The following is a 17,779-nucleotide window of genomic DNA, read 5'->3' as shown; positions in this document are numbered from 1 at the left end:
CCGGGCGCCGTCAGAAATTCAGCGTCAGGCCCTTGCGCTCCAGCCGGTCGCGCAAGGCGCCGCGCGCCCGCGACAGGCGGCTGCGGACCGTGCCGATGGGCACCGACAGCAGCGCGGCCGCTTCTTCGTAGGAAAGGTTGTCCAGCCCCACCAGCAGCAGGATGCTGCGCATGCTTTCGGGAAGCTCGTCCAGGGATTCCTGCAGCAGGCGCATGGACTGGGCCTGCTCGGCGGCTTCCTCGGGGGTGACGGATTCGGCGGCCAGGTCGTCCAGGCCGCTGTCGCCGACGAAGTCGTAGCGGCGTTCGGGTGCCCGCGACAGATGGTTGCGGATCAGGTTCAGCGCGATGCCGTACAGCCAGGTGGACAGCTGCGATTCGCCGCGGAAGGTCCGATACGAGCGGGCGGCCTCGGTGAAGGCCTGCTGGGCGATGTCCTCGGCTTCGCTGATGCTGCCGATGTGCCGGACGATGAAACGCTGCAGGCGGCTGCTGTGTTCCTGGACCAGGTCGCGGAACAGGCGTTCGTCGGCGGGACTGGGGGATTCGGGAGGGTCGGGGAGGATTGCCTGCTGCGCGGAGTCCGGCACAATGCCGTCAGGGTCGGAGGGAAGGTTCATGAGGCGGGACGGAGAGCAAGAGGCGGCGCTGATCCAGGGGATTCTAGACCAGGACACGAGGTCTTACAAGAAATTACCTTAGGTTTATAAGAACCTGCTTCCCGGGGCCCGGCCGGGCCGGCGGATCGCTGCGAATGGGCAGGGGATCAGGCGCGCAGCAGCTCGCGCAGCCAGGCCTGGGCGGCTTCGGGCGCCACGGGACTGCGGCCCTGGGCGGCGGCCTGCTCGAACCTGAGCTGCATGGCCTGGTCGATGTCCTGGCGCCGCTGCGGATCCAGGCCGGATGGATCCAGGCCCAGCGCCTGGCAGGCGGCCTTGAAGCCGGTCCCCTGGGCGCTGGCCGAGCAATCCAGGCGCGTGACAAAGTCCACGCCCGAGAGCGCCTGGCTGGCCGTCCGCGCCATGTCCAGTGCCTGCATGACCGTGCGCGAGGACAGCGGCTTGCCCGGGCTGGGCTCCAGCCCCAGTTCGCGCGCCACGCTGCGGGCGATGCCGGCGCCGTAGCTGTGTTCCAGGGCTGCGGTGAACAGGCGCGTGGTGTCCACGTCGGGGGCGACCCAGGCCACGCTGCGCCCGCCCGGCGTCGTGCCGGTGCCCAGCACCTGCATCGACTGGCCCGACACGGAGATGTAGACCGATTCGGCGCCGCGCGTGGCGGCGGCGAACCGGTCCAGGTTCGGCAGCTCGTGCGAAGGAAACGAGACGGGCGGAAGGGTATTCATAGGGAAGTCGGTTCGAGCAACTGCGATGGCGGGGCCACCGGGCGAAGAGAGGCCTTTGCACGCTGAGTAACACAGGGTAGCGCAAAGGTTCCGGCCCGGTGTATCCGGAATCTTGCCGGAATTGACTTTTGATCCGCCGCCCGATCCGACGCCCGCGTGCGCGGGCGGCGTCTGCTTGCCTGTGCCATGGGGCCGCCGTTTCGCGTATGATGAGGTCCGATCGTACGCCGTTTCTCATCTCCCTCCAAGCCTGCCATGCCTTTTGCCATCGACAAGTCCGGATCCGCGCTCATCTTCCAGCCCGAGGGCCAGGTCAACAGCGCCAACGCCGCCGCCTTCGAGGCCGATCTCATGACCCAGGTCGACAAGGGCGAACACCGCATCGTGCTCGATCTGGCGCGCCTCGACTACATCTCCAGCGCCGGCCTGCGGGTCGTGCTGCTGCTGGCGAAAAAACTCAAGCAGGCGGGCGGCGCGCTGGTGCTGTGCGACATCCAGCCCAACGTGCGCGAAGTCTTCGAGATCAGCGGCTTTCTCGCCATCCTGAAGGTCTGCGCGACCCGCGCCGACGCCGTCGCCGCCCTGGGATGAGTCAGGACACCGGGCAGTCCCTGCGGACTGCCCGGTGCCTGACGAATCGGCGCGGCCTGCGAGCCGCGCCGTGGATCAGCATTCCACCACGTTCACGGCCAGGCCGCCGCGCGAAGTCTCCTTGTATTTCGACTTCATGTCGGCGCCGGTCTGGCGCATGGTCTCGATCACCGTGTCGAGCGAGACGTGGTGCTTGCCGTTGCCGTGCAGCGCCAGGCGCGAGGCGTTGATGGCCTTGTTGCCGCCCATCGCGTTGCGCTCGATGCAGGGAATCTGCACCAGCCCGCCCACGGGATCGCAGGTCAGGCCCAGATTGTGCTCCATGCCGATTTCCGCCGCGTTCTCGACCTGGGCGACCGTGCCGCCCTGGACCGCCGTCAGCCCCGCCGCCGCCATCGAACAGGCCACGCCCACCTCGCCCTGGCAGCCGACCTCGGCACCCGAAATCGAGGCGTTTTCCTTGTACAGGAAGCCGATGGCCGCCGCCGTCAGCAGGAAGTCCACCACGCCGTCCTCCGACCAGCCGGGCACGAAGGTGCGGTAATAGCGCAGCACGGCGGGCAGCAGGCCCGAGGCGCCGTTGGTCGGCGCCGTCACCACCCGGCCGCTGGCGGCGTTTTCCTCGTTCACGGCCATGGCGTAGAGGTTCACCCAGTCCATGGCGAACATCACGTCGTCCTCTTTCTTCGGCCCTGCCTTCAGCTGCGCATAGAGCGCCGGCGCGCGCCGCCGGACCTTCAGGCCGCCGGGCAGGATCTCGTCGGTGACGGGGCCGTGCAGGCCGCAGCCCCGGTCGATGGCCTCGTCCATGACCTGGGCGATGCGCAGCACGCCGGCGCGGACCTCCGCGGGCGGGCGCAGGGTGGATTCGTTGGCCATCATTAGCTGGGCGATGGTCAGGCCGTGGCGCTGGCAGGCCGCCATGAGCTCGGCGCCGGTGGAGAAGGGATAGGGCATGGGCGCGTGCTCGGGCACGGTCTCGTCCGTCTCGATGCTGTCGAGCGCGCGGATGAAGCCGCCGCCGATCGATACGTAGCGCTCGTCGAGCAGCGTGTCGCCGTCGGCGTCCAGGGCGACGAAGCGCATGCCGTTGGGGTGTTCCGGCATCGGCTTGACCCGCCCCGAGAACGCGCGCCGGGGATCGAAGTCGATCGTGCGGCTGCGCCACAGCGTCAGGCGGTGGTCGCGCGCCACGGCATCGACCAGCGCGCCGATGGCGGCCGGATCGACCGTGTCCGGCGCCTCGCCCATCAGGCCCAGCATGATGCCCATGTCGGTGCGGTGGCCGGCGCCGGTTTCGGCCAGGGAGCCGTAGAGATGGATGTTCAGGCTGGCCACCCAGGGCAGCAGCCCGCGGGCGTCGAGATTGCGGGCGAAATTGCGCGCGGCGCGCATCGGCCCCACCGTATGCGAGCTGGACGGCCCGATGCCGATTTTGAAAATGTCGAAGACCGACAGCGCCATGATCGTCCTCCTTGTGCGCGTGATGATGCGCGTGATGGTGCGCGTGGCTGCTTCGCGTCCCCGGCGCGCGGCCGGGGAGCGTTTCCTCGGATTCTAGTGATTTGGCGGATTCTTGATTGAATGAAAACGACATCCATCAGGAATGGAATGCCCATTGACTCATTGCCGTGCTGTTTCGGGTAGAGTTCAGGTTGGACAACATGAGCAAGAATAGAATGCATACGTCATAAAATTCCTTAATCATGAACAAAAACGACATCCGCCTGCGCATCGGCTTCGTCCTGCTGCCGCAGTTCGCCATGGGGGCCTTCGCCGCGTTCGCCGATCTGCTGGGCCTGCTGGACGCCCAGACCGGCACGGCGGGCCCCTGCGCCTGGGAAGTCGTGGCCGGCACTCTGATTCCCGTGCGCTCGGCCAGCGGCATCCAGGTCGTGCCCACCGACCTGCTGGGCGATCCTCTGCGCTTCGACTACGTGGTGGTCGTGGGTGGTCCGCTGCCGCCCGCGGCCGAGGCCGGCCCGGCGCTGCTTGCCTGGCTGCGCCAGGCGGCGCGCGGCGGGCGCCATCTGGTCGGCTTGGGCAATGGCGTCCATGTCCTGGCCCGGGCTGGCGTGCTCGCCGGCCATCGGCTGTGCGTCGGCGGCGACCAGTACCGCGACTTCGCCGACCGTTTCCCCGCCATCCCGCCCGAGCGGATCGTCACCGACCGGCCCGCGGTGTTCGACCGGCGCCGCATCACCTGCGCCGGCGGCACCGCCGTCACCGACGTCGCCGTGCGCATCCTGCGCCGCCATCTGCCGCAGGCCGACATCCGGCGCGCCCTGCGCGGCCTGCAGATCGACGCGGAAGGAGGGCGGGGCGGGCAGATCCAGCCCCCGCCGCCGGGCGTTCCGGCCGACAGCCCGCCCGCCCTGCGCCGCGCCGCCCTGGTCATCGAGCAGTACGCGGGCCAGATTCCCAGCCTGGGCGAGCTGGCCGACCGCCTGGGCCTGTCCCCGCGCCAGCTGCAGCGGCTGTTTCGCCAGCACCTGGACACCACGCCCCAGGCCTATGCCCGCGGCGTGCGCCTGCGCCAAGCGGCCTGGATGCTGCGCCACACCGGCAAGAGCATCGCCGCCATCGCCTCCGACTGCGGCTTTTCCGACGCGGCCCACATGGGCCGGGTCTTCCGCGCCGAGCACGGCATGGCGCCCGGCGCCTGGCGCCGGGCGGGCAGGGGCGGGCGGGGCGGAGCGGGCCCCGAAGGTCCGGAAGATCCGGGCGCCGGGCCGGGTGCGCGGGGCCCGGGCGGGCAAGGTCCGGGCCGCCGGGACCCCCAGGAAAACACCGTATAATGACGGTCCTTTCGCGGCGCGAGTCTCTCTCGCGCCGACCCCGCCCGGGTGGTGAAATTGGTAGACGCAGGGGACTCAAAATCCCCCGCCGCAAGGCGTGCCGGTTCGATTCCGGCCCCGGGCACCATTTGGAAAAGCCGTTTCCACGGGCATGGAAACGGCTTTTTGCCGCTCACGGCCGCGCCGTGCCTCACTCGCCGCTCATGCCTGCGGCACGCCCCGCACCACCGCGTAGGCGGAATGGTTGTGGATGGACTCGAAATTCTCCACGGCCACCTCGAACGCCGTCACGCCGGACAGCCGCCGCAGCCCGATGGCCACGTCGCGCACCAGGTCCTCGACGAACTTCGGGTTTTCGTAGGCCTGCTCGGTGACGAACTTCTCGTCGGCGCGCTTGAGCAGCCCCCAGAGCTGGGACGAGCCGCACGCCTCGATGTCGCCGATGAGGCGGTCCAGGTCGAGCGCCGGCGCGGCGGCGTAGTCGAGCCGGACCGTCACCTGGGAGCGCTGGTTGTGGGCGCCATATCTGGAGATGGCCTTCGAGCAGGGGCACAGGCTGGTCACCGGGACCACGACCCGCAGGCTGAAATTCGTGCGCCGGCCCTGCCGGGCGTGCGCTTCCCAGCACACCTGGTAGTCCATCACGCTGCGCGCGCCGGTCACCGGCGCCGCCTTGTCGATGAAGTAGGGGAAATCCACCGTGATGTCGCCGGCACCGGCCTGCAACAGGTCCAGCATGGATTCGGCCATGGCGCACAGGCGCGCCGGCTTCATCGCCTCGTGGCGATGGGTTGCCAGCAGTTCCATGAAGCGCGACATGTGCGTGGCCTTTTTCTCCGCGGGCAGGGCGACCGTCAGCGTCCACCAGGCCACGGTCTCCTGCGCAGCGCCGGCATCCGCCGCCACGCGCACCGGATGCCGCACGCCGCGCACGCCCACCTGCTGGATGGCGACCTGGCGGGGATCCGCCTGGCTTTGCACGTCCACCAGCGACGCGATGGAAGAATCGGGCAGTGCGTTCATGAGACGGTTCCCCTGGAGTCCTGAGCACATTGTATACAAGGTGGCCGGACGCCGGCAGGCTCAGATGTCCGCGACCATCCTGATCAGCGCGCCGCCATGGATCCGCTTGATGGCCTTGGCGTCGGCGAGCGCGTAGCGCAGGTTGCGCAGCGCCAGGCGCGCGTGCTCGCGCATCAGCGCCTCGGCGCGCTGCCCCTGGCGCAGTTCGATGGCCTCGATGACGGCGCGGTGGCCTTCCTGCGCGAGGGTCAGGATCAGGTGGGCGTGCGGCGCGCGGACCTGCGCCTTGACGAAACCGCTGGGCGAGGCGAACGGCAGCCGCGTCATGCGGTTGAATTCGCGCGCCAGCAGCTCGCTGTCCGACATGACGATCAGGAGTTTGTGGAACTGCTCGTTGATCTGGATGTAGCGCTCGAAGTCCTCTTCCGAGACCTCCTCCTGGCGCAGGATCTCGTCGACCGCGTCGATCAGTTCGTGCGCCTTGGCCAGCAGCATCGGCGAGGCGCCGCGTTCGGCCGCGAAGCGCGCCGTCATCCCCTCGATCGTGCCGCGCAGCTCGATGGCGTCCTGCACGTCGCGTTCCGTGAAGGTCTTGACCGCGTAGCCGCCGCCGACGATCTCCTCGAGCAGGCCTTCCTCGGCCAGGCGCTGCAGGGCGGCGCGCACCGGCGTGCGCGACACGTTCAGGCGCGCGGCCACGGTGAGTTCGGAGAGCCGCTCCTCGGATGCGAGTTCGCCGTTGAGGATCAGGTTGCGCAGCTCCAGCAGGGCGCGCGTCGTCTGGCTGGGGAGTGTCTGTGTGGAATCAGTCATGACCATGAAATGAAATTCCGGCCTGGACCGGATGCTGGCCGGGGCGGCGGCCGGGCGTCCGGCGCCGCCGGCCGCGGGGGCGAAGGGGACCCAATCGCAGAAGATTATAGGTTGCATGGCGCTCCGGAGTGGCCCGCGCCGGGCCCGGCGCGGGCCGGAAGCCGGCTGCGGCCGCCCCGGGATCGGGAGCATTTACAGGGGGAAAATTTACTTGTATGCTGCCTGTATACAAGAACGAGGAGACCTCATTATGGAGCTGCAAGCCGCCCCTTCGCAAGTCCTGGAGGAAGCCGCCTCCGGGCTGTCCGACTATTCGCTGGAAGTCACGGCGGGCGGCGTGGACCAGGCGCAGGCGGCCGTCCGTGCGCTGCGTCCGGGCACGGCCTTCTCGATCACGTTCCTGCCCGGCGAGGACTACCCCGCGCGGCTGCGGGCGGCCCAGGTCCTGCGGAGCCTGGGCTTCGTGCCCGTGCCCCACCTGTCGGCGCGCCGCATGGCCGGCGTCCGGGAGGCCGAGTCCTTCATCGAAGCCCTCGCGGTTTCCGCCGCGGTCGATCGCGTGTTCGTCGTGGGCGGCGATCCCGATCGTCCGCTCGGGCCTTTCCGCGACGCGCTGGACCTGATCGAAACCGGCCTGCTGGAACGCCACGGCATCCGCGAGGTCGGCATCGGCGGGTATCCGGAAGGCCATCCGGCCATTCCGTCCGACCGGCTCTGGGCCGCGCTGCAGGCCAAGTGCGAAGCCATCGAGGCGCGCGGCATGCGGCCTTTCATCGTCACCCAGTTCGGCTTCGAGCCGGGCGTGATCGTCGAATGGCTGACAGAAGTGCGCCGGCGCGGCATCCGCTGCCCGGTCCGGGTGGGTGTGGCCGGCCCGGCGAAGATCGCCACCCTGATGCGCTATGCCGCCCGCTGCGGCGTCAGCGCCTCGGCGCGCGCCATGAGCCGCTACGGCCTGTCGCTCACCCGCATGATCCGCTCCGCCGGCCCCGGCGGACTGATCGCCGATCTGGCGGCCGGGCTGCACGCCGCCGGCATCCGCGATGTCGGCCTGCATTACTACACCTTCGGCGGTTTCCAGCAGACCATCGACTGGATCCGCTCCTTTCATGAGGCCCAGCATGGATAGTTCGCTCGATGCACCGATCCGGCCCGCACCGGAATCCGCCGTCCCGGCGGCGTACGGCGGTCCTTCATCCCCGACGGCAAGCGCCTTCGCGCGCGAACCGTACCCGGCGCGCACGCGCCACGCCTACGCCCTGACGCTTTCCTGCGACGACGAGCCGGGGCTGGTGGCCGCCGTGACCGGCACCCTGGCCCGCCACGGGGGCAACATCCTCGAAGCGCAGCAGTTCGACGACCTGGACTCGGGACGGTTCTTCATGCGCGTCCTGTTCGAGCTGGGCCAGGGCGCCGGCGTGCAGGACCTGATCCGCGATTTTCCCCAGGCCGTTGCGGCGCGGCACATGCACTGGCGCATCCGGGCGCGCAGCGAACGCCGGCGCGTCATGATCCTGGCGTCGGCCCAGAACCACTGCCTGGCGGATCTCCTCTACCGCTACCGGGTCGGCGAGCTGAACATGGAGGTGGTGGGCGTGCTGTCGAACCACCCCAGGGATGCCCTGGACATCCCGCTGATCGGCGACATTCCCTTCCATCACCTGCCCATCGAGCCGGGGCAGCGGGACCGGCAGGAAGCGCGGATGATGCGCCTCATCGAGGATGCCGGGACGGAGCTGGTGGTGCTGGCGCGCTACATGCAGATCCTGTCGGACGGCTTCGCCGCGCAGCTGGAAGGCCGCTGCATCAACATCCACCACAGCTTCCTGCCGGGATTCAAGGGTGCGCGCCCCTATCACCAGGCCTACGACCGCGGCGTCAAGATGATCGGCGCCACCGCGCACTACGTGACGGCGGACCTGGACGAGGGGCCCATCATCATCCAGGAAGTGGAGCCCATCAGCCACGCGGACACCCCCGACGAACTGGTGCGCAAGGGGCGCGACATCGAACGCCGGGTGCTCGCGCGCGCCGTGCGCCACCACCTCGACGACCGGATCCTGCTCAACGGCAGAAAGACCGTCGTGTTCTGAAAGCCTGGCCGCCGGCTTTCCCCATCTTCGCCTGTCCGCAGGCTTCACACCAAAGGTAAGAGACCATGACCGCACACAACCTCGAAGAAATTCTGCAGCAGCAGAAGAACATCGTGCAGATGCTGCGCAACTCGCGCGTCGGCGCCTACGTCTATCCGGTGGTTGCGCCGGAATTCTCCAACTGGCGCGACGAGCAGGCGGCCTGGCGCAAGACGGCCGTGCTGTACGACCAGAGCCACCACATGGACAACGTCTTCATCCGGGGCCGGGACGCGCACAAGCTGATTTCCCACGCCACGATCAATTCCTTCAAGAACTTCAACCCGAACCGGGCCAAGCAGTTCATTGCGACCACGCCGTACGGCCACGTGATCGGCGACGGCATCCTGTTCTGGGAACCGGACGACACGCTGATCTACGTGGGCCGCGCGCCCGTGTCGAGCTGGCTGATGTACCTTGGCCAGACCGGCGAGTACGACGTCCAGATCGAACGCGACGCCCGCTCTCCATCCCGTCCCATGGGCAAGCCCGTCCAGCGCCGCCTCTACCGCTACCAGGTCCAGGGCCCCAAGGCCTGGCCCGTGCTGGAAAAGCTCAACGGCGGCCCGCTCGAGCAGGTCAAGTTCTTCCATATCGGCAGCATGAAGATCAACGGCAGGCCGGTGCGCGCCCTGCGCCACGGCATGGCCGGCGAGCCCGGGCTGGAGGTCTGGGGGCCGTACGAAGAGGCCGACGAGGTCCGGGCGGCGATCCTGGAGGCGGGCGCGGAATTCGGCCTGGTCCCGGTGGGCGCGCGCGCCTATTCCACCAATACCCTGGAATCCGGCTGGATTCCTTCCCCGCTGCCCGCCATCTACACCGGCGACAAGCTGGCGGACTACCGTCGCTGGCTCGGGGCGGACAGCTACGAGGCCACCGGCAGCATCGGCGGCAGCTTCGTCTCGGACAGGATCGAGGACTACTACCTCAACCCGTACGAGCTGGGCTACGGCCACATCATCAATTTCGACCACGAGTTCTACGGCCGTGAGGCACTCCAGGCGCTGGACCCCGCCACACAGCGCAAGAAGGTCACCCTGGCCTGGAACCGCGAGGACCTCACCCGGGTGCTGGCGTCGATGTTCGAGCCGGAGGGCCAGAACTTCAAGTATTTCGACCTGCCCCAGGCCAACTACGCGTTCTCCAGTTACGACCGCGTCATCGACGCGAGCGGGCGCACCGTGGGCCTGTCCATGTTCACGGGCTACAGCTACAACGAACGCAGCGGGCTGTCGCTGGCGGTGGTGGACCATGAAATCCCCATCGGGGCGGAACTGCGGGTCGTCTGGGGCGAGGAGGACGGCGGCACCCGGAAAGCCACCGTGGAGCGCCACCGGCAGACCGAGATCCGGGTGGTGGTCAGCGCCGTCCCCTATTCGCAGGTGGCGCGCGAGCACTATGCCGAAGGCTGGCGCACCAGCCGCGTCGGCTGACGCGCCGCTCGCCGGGGCGTTGCTCATTCTCATTCCAGAACGACGGTCGCAGACCGATACCATGCGAAGGACGCGGGCGGGTGCGGGCGGCCCGTCCGTTCCTTCAGCGAGGAGACATGACATGATTCAGCATCTGAAACACGGGCTGGCCGCGCTGTTGCTGGCGGTCGCGGCACCCGGCCTGTGCCGGGCCGCGGACTTGAAGGTCGGGCTGGTGGTTCCCCTGTCGGGGCCGTTCGCCACCACGGGCCAGCAAATGATGAACGGCGTGAAGCTCTACATGCAGCTCCATGGCGACACCGTGGCGGGGCGCAGGATCGTGCCGATCGTCAAGGACGACACCGGCGTCAACCCCACCATCACCAAGCGCGAAGCCCAGACGCTGCTCATCAACGACGGGGCCGAAATCCTGGCCGGCTTCGGCCTGACGCCGGGCGCCTTCGCCACGGCGCCGCTCGCCCAGCAGACGCAAACGCCCATGATCGTCATGAACGCGGCGACTTCCTCCATCACGACGAAATCGGATTTCATCGTGCGCACCTCCGTGGCGCTGCCCCAGGCCGCGGCACCCATGGCCACCTGGGCCTGGGAAAACAAGCTGAAGAAGGTGTACGTCAGCGTCGCGGACTACGGGCCCGGGCACGATGCCGCCGCCTCGTTCAAGAAGGCCTTCACGGCGCTGGGCGGCGAGATCGCCGGCGAGCTCCACACACCGCTCACCAGCCCGGACTTCGCGCCCTTCCTGCAGAAGATCAAGGACGCCAGGCCCGACGCGATCTTCACCTTCATTCCCAACGGCGACCAGAGCATCGGCTTCACCAAGGCCTACAAGGAACGGGACCTGGCCGGGGCCGGGATCAGGCTGCTCGCCACCGGGGACATCACCACGGAAGACATGCTCGACGCCATCGGCGACAACGGACTGGGCATCATCACCTCCTACTACTACTCGGAAGCCCACGCCTCGCCCGAGAACAGGGCCTTCGTGGCGGCCTACCGGAAGGCCTATCCGGGCGTGCGGCCCAACATGGTCGCCGTGGCCGGCTACGACGGCATGCATCTGATCTACGAGGCCCTGAAGAAGACGGGCGGCAATGCCAAGGGCCCGGCCATGATGGAGGCCATCCGGGGCATGCGCTGGACCAGTCCCCGCGGCCCGGTCGAAATCGATCCGGCCACGCGCGACATCGTGCAGAACATGTACATCCGCAAGGTCGAGCGCGTCGACGGCGTGCTGCAGAACGTCGAGTTCCACACCTACGAGGCGGTCAAGGATCCCGAAAAGCGGTCCTGACCGCGCTTTGGCGGCTGTCCGCCGGCGGGACTAACATGCTTCCTGCGGCCCGATGCCCGATCGATGCGCATCGGGCCGCGCCCATGGATCAATGGCACAAGGAGACTTACGCATGTCGCAACCCGTCACTCTGTACACCGACGCGAATTTCATCAGCCCGTACGCGATGTCGGCCTTCGTCGCCCTGGAGGAAAAGGGCGTGTCCTTCGAGCTGTCGCCGGTCGATCTCGATGCGGGGGCGCAGCGCGAGTCCGGCTACGTCTCCCTGTCCGTGACGGGCAAGGTTCCCGCGCTGGCGCATGGATCGTTCGCGCTGGCCGAGTCGTCCGCCATCGCGGAATACGTGGACGAGGTCTTTCCGGGCCCCGCGCTCTATCCTTCGGATGCCCAGGGCCGCGCGCGGGCGCGCCAGGTCCAGGCGTGGCTGCGTTCCGACCTGATGCCGATCCGCGAGGAACGCTCGGCGGAAAACCTGTTTCGCCGGCCGCCGCCGCTCGCGCCCCTGTCCGATGCGGCGCGGCAGGCGGCGGACAGGCTGTTCGCGGTGGTCGATCGCCTGCTGCCCCAGGGCGCCAGCGACCTGTTCGGCGCATGGAGCATCGCCGATTTCGATCTGGCGTTCATGATCAGCCGGCTGACGCTGTGCGGCGACGCCGTGCCCCGCCGGCTGGCGGATTACGCGGACCGCCAATGGCACCGGCCCTCGGCGCAGCGCTGGGTGGTGCTGCCGCGCCCCGGACTCTGACGCCTCGCATCCCGCGTCGATGCATGGCGTCCCGCGGCGCGTTCCGTCCGCGCGTGGGCCGGACCGTCCCGATCGCCGGACGGGAGGGGCGTCGGACGGGGGGGCGAACCGGCACCGAAACCCTGTTAAAATCGGTGAGGCGGGCCCCTTCGCATGGTTCGGCGGTGAACCTGGTCAGGTCGGGAACGAAGCAGCCACAGCCGCGCGGAACCAGTGCCGAAGTCAGGCTCGCCTTTCCTTTTCCCCCTCCAGGGCGGCCCATGAGTTATCTCGTCTTGGCGCGCAAATGGCGCCCCCGTTCATTCGATACGCTGATCGGCCAGGATCACGTGGTGCGTGCCCTGACCCATGCGCTGTCGTCCGGCCGGCTGCACCACGCCTGGCTGTTCACCGGCACGCGCGGCGTGGGCAAGACCACCCTGTCGCGCATCCTCGCCAAATCCCTGAACTGCGTCCAGGGCGTCACCGCGACGCCCTGCGGCCATTGCCAGGCCTGCACGGAGATCGACGCGGGCCGCTACGTGGACTACATCGAGCTCGACGCCGCCTCGAACCGGGGCGTCGACGAAATGACCCAGCTGCTGGAACAGGCGGTCTACGCGCCGTCGTCCGGCCGCTTCAAGGTCTACATGATCGACGAAGTCCACATGCTGACCGGGCATGCGTTCAACGCCATGCTCAAGACGCTCGAAGAGCCGCCCGAGCATGTCAAGTTCATCCTGGCGACCACCGATCCGCAGAAGATCCCGGTGACGGTGCTGTCGCGCTGCCTGCAGTTCAACCTGAAGCAGATGACGGTGCCCGCCATCGTCGACCACCTGCAGGACATCCTGGCGCAGGAATCCGTGCCGGCCGACCCCCAGGGGCTGCGCCTGATCGCCCAGGCGGCGGCCGGTTCGATGCGCGACGCCCTGTCGCTCACGGACCAGGCCATCTCCTTCTCGGCGGGCAACCTCACCGCCGCCGCCGTGGGCGAGATGCTCGGCACCCTGGACCAGCGCCATCTGCTGGACCTGCTGCGGGCGCTGGCCGCGGCCGACGCGCCCGGCATCCTGGCCGTGGCCGACGACCTGGCGGCGCGCGGCCTGTCGTTCCAGGCGGCGCTGGGAGATCTGGCCGTCCTGCTGTCGCGGGTGGCCATCGCCCAGCGCCTGGGCCATGCCCAGGCCGACGATCCCCTGGCCGAAGACGTCACCGCTCTGGCGGGCGCCCTGACGCCGGACGACGTGCAGCTGTTCTATGCCGTGGCGGTGCACAGCCGCCAGGAACTCGCCCTGGCGCCCGACGAGCAGGCGGGCTTCGTCATGGCCTGCCTGCGCATGCTGGCCCTGCTGCCGGAAGGCCGCGTGCCGCCCGTGGTGATGAGCCCGCCGCCGACGGCCGGCGCGGAGGCCCGGCCGGCCGCCGCGCCCGTCGCGGCGGCGCCCGTCCCCGTCGAAGCCGCCGTGCCTGCGCCTGCAGCGCCCGCGCCCGCTGAAGCCGCCGTGTCCGTGCCCGCAGCGTCCGCGCCCGCCGGAACCGCCGCGCCCAGGTATTCGCCCGAGCCCGCGCCGGTCGCAGCCCGGGCCGCCCATGCCGCCCCCGCCGCCGCGCCGTCCGCGTGGGCGCCCGCACCGGCCCCCGTTCCCGCCGCACCCGTGCCGCCGGTCCCGGCCCAGGCCGCTTCCGCCGCCGCACTCGCCGAGACTCCCGCCTGGGAGGCCGCGCCCCCCCGGCAGCCGATCCCGTCGCCCGATCCCGATCCGGCGCCCGACCGCGACCCGATCCCGGACCCCGATCCGGCGCCGCCCGCGCCGCCGGACGAGGCCGCATCCGCCTCGGACGACTGGACGGACGCCGTACCCGACGACCTGACCGAACCCTTCGACGCCGCCGCCACGCTGGACGACCTGGGCATGGATCCCGGCGTGCCCGGGGCCATCGCCGGACTGTCGGCCGAGCCGCCCGCGTCGCGGCCCGAAACCCCCGATCCCGGCGGGATGACGCCCCAGGACTGGCCCGCGGTGGCGGCCGGCCTGCCGGTCGGCGGCGCCGCCCGGGCGCTGGCGCTGAACAGCGAATGGCTGTCCGGCGACGATCGCCAGATCCGCCTGCGGGTCGCCATCCACACCTATGCCGACGGCGGCGGCCACGACCGGCTGCGCACGGTGCTGTCGGAATATTTCGGCCGCGTCCTGCGGCTGGAAGTCGAATACGGCGCGACGGGCGACGACACCGCCCATGCCGTCGACCAGGCCGAGCGCGCCCGGCGCCAGCAGGCCGCCGAGCAGGCGGCCGAGCGCGACGCGCTGGTGCGCGCGCTGGCGCAGCGCTTTTCCGCCCGGGTGGTGCCGGGTTCGGTGCGTCCGCCCGGCGGCGCCCCGTCCGCGCATCGCTAGGGCCTCGCCAGGGCATCGCCCGGGCGCCGCAAGGACGTCCCTCCGCACGTCGCCCGCGCATCACCGGGGATCACTAGGGTATAGTCCCACTCTTCGTTTGAATCCGTTTGAACTCTCGGAATTCCAGGACACCGCCATGATGAAAGGTCAGATCGCCGGGCTGATGCGCCAGGCCCAGCAGATGCAGGAAAACATGAAGAAGGCCCAGGACGCCCTGGCCGACCTGATCGTCGAGGGCGCCGCGGGCGGCGGCCTGGTCAAGGTCTCCATGAGCTGCAAGTACGACGTCAAGCGCGTCACCATCGATCCGTCGCTGTACGACGACGACCGCGACATGATCGAGGACCTGGTCGCCGCGGCCTTCAACGACGCCCAGCGCAAGGCCGAAGCCACCGCCCAGGAAAAGATGTCCGCCGTGACGGCAGGCCTGTCCCTGCCGCCGGGCATGAAGCTGCCATTCTGACCGGCCGTCCCGCCAGGTCACAGGAACAGGCTCCGATGGCTGCCGGCCTGCCCGAACCGGAACCCCTGCGCGCCCTGATCGACGCCTTGCGCGGGTTGCCCGGCGTGGGCGTGCGCACCGCGCGGCGCATGGCCTACCACCTGCTGCAGCACGATCCGGAAGGTGCGCTGCGCCTGGGCGATGCGCTGCGCGACGCGGTCGGCGGGCTGCGCCACTGCGAACGCTGCAATTCCTTTTCCCAGACGCCGGTGTGCGCCACCTGCGAGAATCCGGAGCGGGACGCCTCCGTGCTGTGCGTCGTCGAGACACCCGCCGACCAGAACATGATCGAGGCCAGCCACGGCTACCAGGGCCTGTACTACGTGCTGATGGGCCGGCTGGCGCCGCTCGAAGGCGTGGGGCCGGACCAGGTCCGGTTCGCCCCCCTGCGCGAGCGCGTGCGGGACGGCCGGGTCCGCGAGGTCATCCTGGCCACCAATTTCACCGCCGAAGGCGAGACCACGGCCTACTACCTGGCCGAGATGCTGCGCGAATGCGGCGTCAAGGTGACGCGCCTGGCGCGCGGCGTGCCCAGCGGCAGCGAGCTGGAATACGTCGATGCCGGCACGATCGCCTGGGCGCTGATGGAACGCCGGCCCAATTAGGGGCCGCCCCTGCCGGCCCCGATGGAACGCCGGCCCGGCGAGGGCCGGCGCCCGCCGCGCGCCGGTCGCCGGGCACATCCTCGCCGCACATCCTCGCCGGGAACTGCGCCGCGAACCGCGCCGCAAACCCTTTTTCGGCGTACGGTCCGGTGGGCCCGGCCGCTCCGCTGCGCTATCATCGAAACTTCAAACGCAGCATGACCACCAGGGAGACAAGCCATCATGTCGATTTCACGTCGTGAACTGCTCAAGACCGCCGGCGCCGCAGGGCTGCTGGGCACGCTGCCCGGACTGTCCTTCGCCCAGGACGCGGCCGCCGCGCCCGAAAAGAAGGCGTTGACCATCGCGGTCGGCGGCCAGCCGCTGATCTACTACCTGCCGCTGTCGGTGGCGCACCTGAAGGGCTACTTCAAGGACGAAGGCCTGGACGTCACCATCGCCGATTTCGCGGGCGGCTCCAAGGCCCTGCAGGCCGTGGTGGGCGGCAGCGCCGACGTGGTGTCCGGCGCCTTCGAGCACACCATCAACCTGCAGGCCAAGGGCCAGTTCTACCGCTGCTTCGTCCTGCAGGGCCGGGCGCCCATGATCGTGCTGGGCGTCTCGAAGAAATCCATGGCCGGCTACCAGTCGCCCGCCGACCTGAAGGGCAAGAAGATCGGCGTCACGGCGCCCGGCTCCTCGACCAACATGATGGTGAGCTTCTTCCTGGCGCAGCACGGGCTCAAGCCCACCGACGTGTCCTTCATCGGCGTGGGGGCGGGCGCCGGCGCGGTCACGGCCCTGCGCTCCGGCCAGATCGACGCCATCGCCAACCTGGACCCGGTGATCAGCACCCTGGTCAAGGAAGACGCCATCCGCATCATCGCCGACACCCGCGCCCTGGACGACGCGCAGAAGATCTTCGGCGGCAACATGCCCTCGGGCTGCCTGTACACGGCCCAGGCCTTCATCGACGCCCATCCGAACACCACCCAGGCGCTGGCCAACGCCATGGTGCGGGCCGACAAATGGATCCAGGCCTCGTCGGTCGACGACATCGCCAAGCTGGTGCCCGAATCCTATCTGCTGGGCGACCCGGACCTGTACAAGCTCGCGCTCAAGGGCAACCGCGAAGGCCTGTCGCCCGACGGCCTGGTGCCGGAGGACGGCCCGCAGACGGCCCTCAACGCCCTGGCCGAGTTCGTGCCGAACTTCGACCGCACGGCGATCGACATCTCGCGCATCTGGACCAACCAGTTCGCCACCCGGGCCAACCAGAAATATCCCCATGCCTGAGCGGCACGCGCGCGCGCCCGGCGGCGGGGCGGACCGTCCCGCCCTGCTGCTGGAGCAGGTCACCTGCACCTTCGCCTCGCCCGGCGGCACGCCGTACACGGCCATGCGCGATGCCACCCTGGCGGTGGCGCCCGGCGAGTTCGTCTCGGTCGTGGGGCCCACGGGCTGCGGCAAGTCCACCCTGCTGAACATGGCGGCGGGCCTGCTGCGCCCCACGTCCGGCCGGGTCGAGGTGTTCGGCCAGCCGCTGCAGGGCGTCAACGCGCGGGCGGGCTACATGTTCCAGGGCGAGGCCCTGATGCCCTGGCGCAACGCCCAGGCCAACGTCGCCGCGGGGCTGGAATTCGCCCGGGTGGCCGCCGCCGAAACCGCCGAACGCAGCCGCGAATGGCTGCGCCGCGTGGGGCTGGGCGGCTTCGAGAACCGCTATCCGCACCAGATGTCGGGCGGCATGCGCAAGCGCGTCATGCTGGCCCAGACGCTGATCCGCGATCCCGACATCATCCTGATGGACGAGCCGTTCTCGGCGCTCGACGTGCAGACCCGCCAGCTGATGGAAAACGAGGTCCTGGACCTGTGGATGGCGCGGCGCAAGGCGGTGCTGTTCATCACCCACGACCTGGACGAGGCCATCGCCATGAGCGACCGCGTGGTGGTGCTGTCGGCCGGCCCCGAGACCCATCCCATCGGGGAGTTCGCCATCGACATCCCGCGCCCGCGCGACGTGGCCGAGGTGCGCATGCAGCCGCGCTTCGTCGAACTGCACCAGGCCATCTGGGCGGTGCTGCGCGACGAGGTCCTGAAAGGCTACGAACGCCAGCGGCGCGCCTGACCCCATGATCGCCGCCG

Annotated in this window: 17 protein-coding genes, 1 tRNA gene and 1 other RNA gene; 14 read left to right on the top strand and 5 right to left on the bottom strand. The window is 69.6% G+C overall.

Annotation, left to right across the window (positions count from 1 at the left end; translation table 11 throughout):
- Positions 1-10: 10 nt before the first annotated feature.
- Both HNR28_RS14880 and HNR28_RS14875 read right to left on the bottom strand, forming a co-directional pair.
- A complete protein-coding gene (locus HNR28_RS14880) occupies positions 11-619 on the bottom strand; it encodes an RNA polymerase sigma factor (RefSeq protein WP_151024723.1) in 609 nt (202 codons plus the stop codon).
- A gap of 146 nt (positions 620-765) precedes the next feature.
- On the bottom strand, positions 766-1,341 hold the full coding sequence (locus HNR28_RS14875; RefSeq protein WP_151024722.1) for a BspR family type III secretion system anti-sigma factor: 576 nt from the start codon (positions 1,339-1,341) through the stop codon (positions 766-768).
- A 255-nt stretch (positions 1,342-1,596) separates the two neighbouring features.
- Here HNR28_RS14875 and HNR28_RS14870 point away from each other — a divergent pair, with 255 nt between their 5' ends.
- Positions 1,597-1,932 (top strand): STAS domain-containing protein, encoded by a 336-nt coding sequence (locus HNR28_RS14870; RefSeq protein ID WP_151024721.1) that lies wholly within the window; start codon positions 1,597-1,599, stop codon positions 1,930-1,932.
- A gap of 75 nt (positions 1,933-2,007) precedes the next feature.
- Here HNR28_RS14870 and HNR28_RS14865 read toward each other — a convergent pair whose 3' ends face one another.
- On the bottom strand, positions 2,008-3,396 hold the full coding sequence (locus HNR28_RS14865; RefSeq protein WP_043680428.1) for an L-serine ammonia-lyase: 1,389 nt from the start codon (positions 3,394-3,396) through the stop codon (positions 2,008-2,010).
- A gap of 242 nt (positions 3,397-3,638) precedes the next feature.
- On the opposite strand from HNR28_RS14865, the gene HNR28_RS14860 reads away from it, so the two are divergent.
- Both HNR28_RS14860 and HNR28_RS14855 read left to right on the top strand, forming a co-directional pair.
- Positions 3,639-4,730, top strand: coding sequence for a GlxA family transcriptional regulator (locus HNR28_RS14860; protein ID WP_151024720.1), 1,092 nt, complete (start codon positions 3,639-3,641; stop codon positions 4,728-4,730).
- Between the two features lie 42 nt (positions 4,731-4,772).
- A tRNA-Leu gene (locus HNR28_RS14855) sits at positions 4,773-4,857 on the top strand.
- Positions 4,858-4,931: 74 nt separating this feature from the next.
- Here HNR28_RS14855 and folE2 read toward each other — a convergent pair.
- Positions 4,932-5,753, bottom strand: a complete 822-nt coding sequence (gene folE2 / locus HNR28_RS14850; protein WP_151024719.1) for a GTP cyclohydrolase FolE2 — start codon at positions 5,751-5,753, stop codon at positions 4,932-4,934.
- A gap of 60 nt (positions 5,754-5,813) precedes the next feature.
- The gene (locus tag HNR28_RS14845; protein WP_244978320.1) at positions 5,814-6,566 is read right to left on the bottom strand and encodes a GntR family transcriptional regulator; all 753 of its coding nucleotides are present in this window, start codon (positions 6,564-6,566) and stop codon (positions 5,814-5,816) included.
- A gap of 250 nt (positions 6,567-6,816) precedes the next feature.
- Here HNR28_RS14845 and HNR28_RS14840 point away from each other — a divergent pair, with 250 nt between their 5' ends.
- The 11 genes from HNR28_RS14840 to HNR28_RS14790 all read left to right on the top strand — a co-directional run bounded on the left by HNR28_RS14840 (position 6,817) and on the right by HNR28_RS14790 (position 17,762).
- A complete protein-coding gene (locus HNR28_RS14840) occupies positions 6,817-7,695 on the top strand; it encodes a methylenetetrahydrofolate reductase (protein WP_052355593.1) in 879 nt (292 codons plus the stop codon).
- Positions 7,688-8,659: a formyltetrahydrofolate deformylase gene (gene purU / locus HNR28_RS14835; protein ID WP_151024717.1), complete on the top strand. Its 972-nt coding sequence runs from the start codon at positions 7,688-7,690 to the stop codon at positions 8,657-8,659. The genes HNR28_RS14840 and purU overlap by 8 nt, the downstream gene beginning before the upstream one ends.
- 65 nt (positions 8,660-8,724) lie before the next feature.
- A complete protein-coding gene (gene ligM / locus HNR28_RS14830; protein WP_043680439.1) occupies positions 8,725-10,131 on the top strand; it encodes a vanillate/3-O-methylgallate O-demethylase in 1,407 nt (468 codons plus the stop codon).
- A 121-nt stretch (positions 10,132-10,252) separates the two neighbouring features.
- Complete coding sequence (locus HNR28_RS14825) at positions 10,253-11,425, top strand: ABC transporter substrate-binding protein (protein ID WP_151024716.1); 1,173 nt, start codon at positions 10,253-10,255, stop codon at positions 11,423-11,425.
- A 112-nt stretch (positions 11,426-11,537) separates the two neighbouring features.
- The gene (yfcF, locus tag HNR28_RS14820; protein ID WP_151024715.1) at positions 11,538-12,170 is read left to right on the top strand and encodes a glutathione transferase; all 633 of its coding nucleotides are present in this window, start codon (positions 11,538-11,540) and stop codon (positions 12,168-12,170) included.
- A 138-nt stretch (positions 12,171-12,308) separates the two neighbouring features.
- Positions 12,309-12,406: signal recognition particle sRNA small type (gene ffs, locus HNR28_RS14815), an RNA gene on the top strand.
- 24 nt (positions 12,407-12,430) lie between these two features.
- Positions 12,431-14,548 (top strand): DNA polymerase III subunit gamma/tau, encoded by a 2,118-nt coding sequence (locus HNR28_RS14810; RefSeq protein WP_184143005.1) that lies wholly within the window; start codon positions 12,431-12,433, stop codon positions 14,546-14,548.
- Between the two features lie 136 nt (positions 14,549-14,684).
- Positions 14,685-15,011 (top strand): YbaB/EbfC family nucleoid-associated protein, encoded by a 327-nt coding sequence (locus HNR28_RS14805; RefSeq protein WP_043680496.1) that lies wholly within the window; start codon positions 14,685-14,687, stop codon positions 15,009-15,011.
- Between the two features lie 35 nt (positions 15,012-15,046).
- Entirely contained in the window at positions 15,047-15,655 is a 609-nt protein-coding gene (gene recR / locus HNR28_RS14800) for a recombination mediator RecR (protein WP_151025317.1), read from the top strand.
- A gap of 222 nt (positions 15,656-15,877) precedes the next feature.
- On the top strand, positions 15,878-16,930 hold the full coding sequence (locus HNR28_RS14795; protein WP_043680504.1) for an ABC transporter substrate-binding protein: 1,053 nt from the start codon (positions 15,878-15,880) through the stop codon (positions 16,928-16,930).
- Entirely contained in the window at positions 16,923-17,762 is an 840-nt protein-coding gene (locus HNR28_RS14790; protein WP_151025316.1) for an ABC transporter ATP-binding protein, read from the top strand. The genes HNR28_RS14795 and HNR28_RS14790 overlap by 8 nt, the downstream gene beginning before the upstream one ends.
- Positions 17,763-17,779 lie beyond the last annotated feature (17 nt).

Source organism: Castellaniella defragrans, assembly GCF_014203015.1.
GTDB lineage: Bacteria > Pseudomonadota > Gammaproteobacteria > Burkholderiales > Burkholderiaceae_B > Castellaniella > Castellaniella defragrans.
The sequence above is the reverse complement of the archived record's forward strand: the minus strand, read 5'-3'. Positions and strand labels throughout refer to the sequence as shown.

Coding starts and splice junctions, on each gene's coding strand:
- HNR28_RS14880 (WP_151024723.1), bottom strand. CDS start 619: ATGAACCTTCCCTCCGACCCTGACGGCATTGTGCCGGACTCCGCGCAG.
- HNR28_RS14875 (WP_151024722.1), bottom strand. CDS start 1,341: ATGAATACCCTTCCGCCCGTCTCGTTTCCTTCGCACGAGCTGCCGAAC.
- HNR28_RS14870 (WP_151024721.1), top strand. CDS start 1,597: ATGCCTTTTGCCATCGACAAGTCCGGATCCGCGCTCATCTTCCAGCCC.
- HNR28_RS14865 (WP_043680428.1), bottom strand. CDS start 3,396: ATGGCGCTGTCGGTCTTCGACATTTTCAAAATCGGCATCGGGCCGTCC.
- HNR28_RS14860 (WP_151024720.1), top strand. CDS start 3,639: ATGAACAAAAACGACATCCGCCTGCGCATCGGCTTCGTCCTGCTGCCG.
- folE2 (WP_151024719.1), bottom strand. CDS start 5,753: ATGAACGCACTGCCCGATTCTTCCATCGCGTCGCTGGTGGACGTGCAA.
- HNR28_RS14845 (WP_244978320.1), bottom strand. CDS start 6,566: ATGACTGATTCCACACAGACACTCCCCAGCCAGACGACGCGCGCCCTG.
- HNR28_RS14840 (WP_052355593.1), top strand. CDS start 6,817: ATGGAGCTGCAAGCCGCCCCTTCGCAAGTCCTGGAGGAAGCCGCCTCC.
- purU (WP_151024717.1), top strand. CDS start 7,688: ATGGATAGTTCGCTCGATGCACCGATCCGGCCCGCACCGGAATCCGCC.
- ligM (WP_043680439.1), top strand. CDS start 8,725: ATGACCGCACACAACCTCGAAGAAATTCTGCAGCAGCAGAAGAACATC.
- HNR28_RS14825 (WP_151024716.1), top strand. CDS start 10,253: ATGATTCAGCATCTGAAACACGGGCTGGCCGCGCTGTTGCTGGCGGTC.
- yfcF (WP_151024715.1), top strand. CDS start 11,538: ATGTCGCAACCCGTCACTCTGTACACCGACGCGAATTTCATCAGCCCG.
- HNR28_RS14810 (WP_184143005.1), top strand. CDS start 12,431: ATGAGTTATCTCGTCTTGGCGCGCAAATGGCGCCCCCGTTCATTCGAT.
- HNR28_RS14805 (WP_043680496.1), top strand. CDS start 14,685: ATGATGAAAGGTCAGATCGCCGGGCTGATGCGCCAGGCCCAGCAGATG.
- recR (WP_151025317.1), top strand. CDS start 15,047: ATGGCTGCCGGCCTGCCCGAACCGGAACCCCTGCGCGCCCTGATCGAC.
- HNR28_RS14795 (WP_043680504.1), top strand. CDS start 15,878: ATGTCGATTTCACGTCGTGAACTGCTCAAGACCGCCGGCGCCGCAGGG.
- HNR28_RS14790 (WP_151025316.1), top strand. CDS start 16,923: ATGCCTGAGCGGCACGCGCGCGCGCCCGGCGGCGGGGCGGACCGTCCC.